Annotated in this window: 5 protein-coding genes and 1 tRNA gene; 2 read left to right on the top strand and 4 right to left on the bottom strand. The window is 44.6% G+C overall.

Translation table 11 applies throughout. From position 1 onward, the window contains the following. Positions 1-6: 6 nt before the first annotated feature. The 4 genes from R7O12_RS23445 to mutY form a co-directional block, all read right to left on the bottom strand. Positions 7-82: transfer RNA gene (locus tag R7O12_RS23445), tRNA-Phe, on the bottom strand. Between the two features lie 100 nt (positions 83-182). After that, positions 183-1,322 (bottom strand): membrane-bound lytic murein transglycosylase MltC, encoded by a 1,140-nt coding sequence (mltC, locus tag R7O12_RS23440; RefSeq protein WP_005381001.1) that lies wholly within the window; start codon positions 1,320-1,322, stop codon positions 183-185. 77 nt (positions 1,323-1,399) lie between these two features. Then, the gene (locus R7O12_RS23435) at positions 1,400-1,672 is read right to left on the bottom strand and encodes an oxidative damage protection protein (RefSeq protein WP_005381002.1); all 273 of its coding nucleotides are present in this window, start codon (positions 1,670-1,672) and stop codon (positions 1,400-1,402) included. 19 nt (positions 1,673-1,691) lie between these two features. Beyond that, on the bottom strand, positions 1,692-2,768 hold the full coding sequence (mutY, locus tag R7O12_RS23430; protein WP_017635575.1) for an A/G-specific adenine glycosylase: 1,077 nt from the start codon (positions 2,766-2,768) through the stop codon (positions 1,692-1,694). 203 nt (positions 2,769-2,971) lie between these two features. On the opposite strand from mutY, the gene trmB reads away from it, so the two are divergent. Next, positions 2,972-3,691, top strand: coding sequence for a tRNA (guanosine(46)-N7)-methyltransferase TrmB (gene trmB / locus R7O12_RS23425; protein ID WP_005384506.1), 720 nt, complete (start codon positions 2,972-2,974; stop codon positions 3,689-3,691). A 17-nt stretch (positions 3,692-3,708) separates the two neighbouring features. Continuing rightward, on the top strand, positions 3,709-4,727 hold a 1,019-nt coding region (locus R7O12_RS23420; RefSeq protein WP_318126441.1), incomplete at its 3' end, for a DNA methylase.

Raw genomic sequence — 4,727 nt, 5'->3', positions numbered from 1 at the left:
AAATTGTGGTGCCCGGAGGCGGAATCGAACCACCGACACGAGGATTTTCAATCCTCTGCTCTACCGACTGAGCTATCCGGGCAACGGAGCGCTATTAAACGGATTTTCCCGCGTTGCGTCAACCACTTTTTTTAAATAATTTCAAAAAAGTGGTTGTTCGAACGCTTTTTATTCAACTGTCACTACAAAGTTTGCTTCGAGTTAAATTCCTTTTTGAAATTTGTAACTTTTTCTAGGTAGCGACGCGCTTCTGCGTTCGGGTGTTTCTTGGTTAACGCCCAATAAACTTGGTTGGGTTGCAATGAATTAAGATCTTGCATTGCGCGTTTGCGATCACTGCGATGAAATGTGTTTAAAACTCCTCCAGTACCGCCATTGTAAGCTGAAATCATGCTGTACTCGAGAGAGGTAGGGTGGCGGACTTCTCTTAAATAACGATTTTTTAAGATATAGAAATACGCAGTACCAGTATCTATGTTGTTTTCTGGATTAAACAAATATTCAGGGCTTGGTTGGCCCGAGCGCTTTTTCACGAGTTTGAACACATCTCGTCCCGCGGTTTTAGGTACAACTTGCATTAGGCCATATGCATTTGCCCAACTTACCGCGTATGGGTTGAAACTGCTCTCGGTTTTAATAATGGCGTATATCAAGTCTTCTGGAATGTCGTATTTCTTGGAAGCTCGACGCACGATATCGGCGTATTGGTAGCTGCGTGTTGAAAAGTGGTCTTCAACCATGGGAATTTCGACATAATACGCTTTCTTGAAATCTACATTTTTGGTTTTTATTTTATTTGCGATGAGGTATTCCGCAAATCGGTTTGCCCGCCAAGACCATTGAATTGGCTTATTGTCTTGGTCGACAACTTGTTTATACAGGAATGGTTGCCCCTCTAACGTGATACCTTTAGAGGAGAACAAGTCGACGTGCGCGGGATCGTCTGGTGTTAATAAGGTGGTGACAATCGCGTCTTTTAGGTGTTTTTGGGGCTCGGTCGGTGATACGGTCTCTATCGTGATCACGCCTTTGCGAAAGTCGACCTCGGCGCGGCTAAGGTAGTTATCGATGTACTTAACGTAATTACTCTTGCCAGCGTACTTGATTTCTTTTTTACCCCAGCGCTTTTGAATATTGCCTGAAAAGCTATTGATTAAGGCATCTAGCGCCGCAGTATCTTTTTCAAATTGTCCTGGTAGCTCAGCTAAGTTATTGGCAAAACGGTTTGTTGGCTCGTAGTTGACGTCATAAATCTTTTCGACGAATTCACGGCTACAGCCTGCCATTAAAAGTGCGGCAGCAATAAAGACAATTTTTTTCATAAGTATCAGAGTTATTGAAGGTAATAGAAAAATGACACCACAAATGGTTGTGATGTCATTGTTTAACTCAAGCGACTTTATTCGCTCGGAGGTGTGTAACCTTCGATATGAACGTCTTTTCCTTCAAAGAGGAAATTTACCATTTCTGTTTCGATCAGTTTGCGGTGTTCTGGATCCATCATGTTGAGTTTCTTCTCGTTGATCAACATGGTTTGTTTGTGTTGCCACTGAGCCCACGCTTCTTTCGAGATGTTGTCGAAAATGCGTTTACCTAGTTCACCAGGGTAAAGTTGAAAGTCTAGACCTTCGCCTTCTTTCTTTAGTCGAGCACAAAATACAGTGCGGCTCATAATGACTCCTTGTATTCAATTAACGAAGTTCGTGGGGTAGCGTTTCCAGCAATAGTTTTACTGGCGCGGCTAAACCGACTTCTTCAGGTTTAGATAAGTTATACCAAAGACCTTTGTTGCCTTCCATTATCACGTCCGGTTGCTTTGATAAATCAATCAAAATTGGCGTGATATCTAGGTGGTAATGGCTGAATGTATGACGAAAGGTAATCAGTGTTTGCTTCTGTTTGATATTGCTGGCTTGAATGCCGCGTTGATCCAGTAGCAATTCAATGTCGCTTTCTGCATCCACATGTTCGGTTTGTGGGAAGCAGAATAAGCCACCCCAAATGCCTGTTTGTGGTCTTTGCTCCAACCACACCTCATGACCATTTTCGGTGTTGTGGTGAAGCATCACGAAACGAGTTTGCTTGATTGGTTTATCTTTCTTCGGTTTTTTGCCCGGGTAGTCGAGCACATTACCTTGTTGTTTTGCCACACACAGGTCAGCAACAGGGCAGAGGCTACATTTGGGTTTGCTGCGAGTGCAGACCATTGCGCCCATGTCCATCATTGCCTGGTTATACTTATCTACATCCGTTTGTGGGGTATGCGTTTCGGCAATTTCCCACAGCTGGTTTTCAACCTTTTTTTGTCCTGGCCATCCTGCAACTGCGAAACAGCGGGATAGGGTGCGCTTCACGTTACCATCAAGAATCGCGTGTGGTTGTTTATACACAGACGATAAAATGGCGGCAGCGGTAGAGCGACCAATCCCCGGTAGGGCGTTCATTTTCTCTATATCAAGAGGAAACTCACCATTGTATGTAGAGGCGACCTCTTGTGCTGCTTTGTGAAGGTTACGGGCTCGGGCGTAATACCCTAAGCCAGTCCAAAGGTGTAGGACTTCATCTTGCTCAGCATTGGCAAGATCGATTACGGTTGGAAAGCGCTCCAAGAAACGTTGGTAATACGGAATAACCGTAGTGACCTGAGTTTGCTGAAGCATAATTTCAGACAACCAGACACTGTATGCGGTCTTATTTTGTTGCCACGGAAGATCTTTTCTTCCATATGCGTCATACCATTCTAGGATGGCACTGGCGAAAGGTGTCACGACTTGCTCTGTATTCTATTATTGGTTAGGTGCAAAATTGCACCACATAATGGGCAAGAAGTACAACGGATAAACAGTAGGGATATAAAGAGGTGTTTCGTTGCTTTTGGGTTGCCATAGACCAAGAGCTCAACAAATACTTGCACCTAAGTAAATTCTTTGGATAATCCCCGCTTTGATTAATCAATGTGCAGGCAAAATCAATGAGTGAAGTAACCACTAACGAATACAACGAAGACGGAAAGCTGATCCGCAAAATCCGCAGCTTTGTACGCCGTGAAGGGCGTTTGACTAAAGGTCAAGAGAGCGCGATGAATGAATGCTGGCCTACGATGGGTATTGACTTCAAAGCTGAACTTCTCGATTGGAAAGAGGTATTTGGCAACGATAACCCAGTAGTGCTTGAGATCGGTTTTGGTATGGGTGCTTCATTGGTTGAAATGGCAAAGAACGCGCCAGAGAAAAACTTCATCGGTATCGAAGTTCATAGCCCAGGCGTTGGTGCTTGTCTTGCCGATGCTCGCGAAGCGGGAATTACTAACCTGCGTGTAATGTGTCACGATGCGGTAGAAGTATTCGAACACATGATCCCAAATGGCAGCTTATCGACACTGCAATTGTTCTTCCCAGACCCTTGGCATAAGAAGCGTCACCACAAGCGTCGTATTGTTCAATTAGGTTTTGCGGAAATGGTGCGTGAGAAGCTTATCCCTAATGAAGGTATTTTCCACATGGCGACCGACTGGGAAAACTACGCAGAGCACATGATTGAAGTGATGAACCAAGCGCCAGGTTTCGAAAACATTGCTAAAGATGGTGATTTCGTTCCTCGTCCAGACGATCGCCCGCTAACGAAGTTTGAAGCTCGTGGTCACCGTCTTGGTCACGGTGTTTGGGATATCAAATATAAGCGTATTGCGTAACCAGAGGAGTTCATGGGATGTACCATTACGCGATATTAGCGAATCCGGGTCATAACCGAATTTACTTTGATAGCGCAATGACCATTGCCTGTTCTGAGCTAAAAGCAATTTTAGCTTCACAAGGCGTGGATGTGACAGAAATTGGTAGTAAAGACGTTGGCTTACCTGCTGCGTTGGTGTTTTCTTGTCAGGAAGCGCTAACCGATGAGCAGGCGCGAAGAATCGCAGCCTCTTCGATTTACTATGCGCTATTTGAAGTGCGCGAAGATGGTTTACTTCGACCAGTTCAATCGCCCGTATTTAACACTTTCCCGGAAAGTATGAGTCAGATTTTGCGCTACACCGGGAAAACAAACGAGCAGTTTACCCGTTTGATGGTGAATATCGGCATTAGTGCGTCCAATACGGGAAGTGAACAACTGACCTTAATGGATCCAATGTGTGGTAAAGGTACAACCTTATTTGAAGGCTTGATCCACGGTTTGAACGTGGTAGGGGTTGAGATCAACGCCAAGTGGGTGCAAGAGATCCAGACCTTTATTGTTAAGTTCATGAAGAATGGCCGCTTTAAGCACAAAGTGAGCAAAGAAAAGCGCACTGCGGGTGGCAAGAAAGTGGCGGATGGTTTCGTGGTTGAAGCTGCAGCAAATAAAGAAGATTACAACCAAGGCAATCTTCAGTTTATGAAGCTGTATTCGGCTGATACTCGTATCGCTGATCAAGTCGTGAAAAAGAACTCAGTTGATGTGATGGTGTCTGACTTGCCTTATGGCGTGCAGCACGGCAGCAAAAATGCCAAGGACAGCAAACTGAACCGTAGTCCACTAGAGCTTTTAAAAGAGGCTCTGCCTGCATGGAAAGTGGTATTGAAAAAGCAAGGTTCAGTGGTGTTGTCTTTCAATGAATTCACATTGAAATGGAAAGATGTCGCGGCATTATTTGAAGAGCAAGGTTGGAAGGTACTTTCAGAAGAGCCTTACATCGGTTATCTTCACCGTGTTGATCAATCTATCAACCGCAATATTATTGTGGCAGT

The organism is Vibrio sp. Vb1574, assembly GCF_033338675.1.
The sequence above is the reverse complement of the archived record's forward strand: the minus strand, read 5'-3'. Positions and strand labels throughout refer to the sequence as shown.

Coding starts and splice junctions, on each gene's coding strand:
- mltC (WP_005381001.1), bottom strand. CDS start 1,322: ATGAAAAAAATTGTCTTTATTGCTGCCGCACTTTTAATGGCAGGCTGT.
- R7O12_RS23435 (WP_005381002.1), bottom strand. CDS start 1,672: ATGAGCCGCACTGTATTTTGTGCTCGACTAAAGAAAGAAGGCGAAGGT.
- trmB (WP_005384506.1), top strand. CDS start 2,972: ATGAGTGAAGTAACCACTAACGAATACAACGAAGACGGAAAGCTGATC.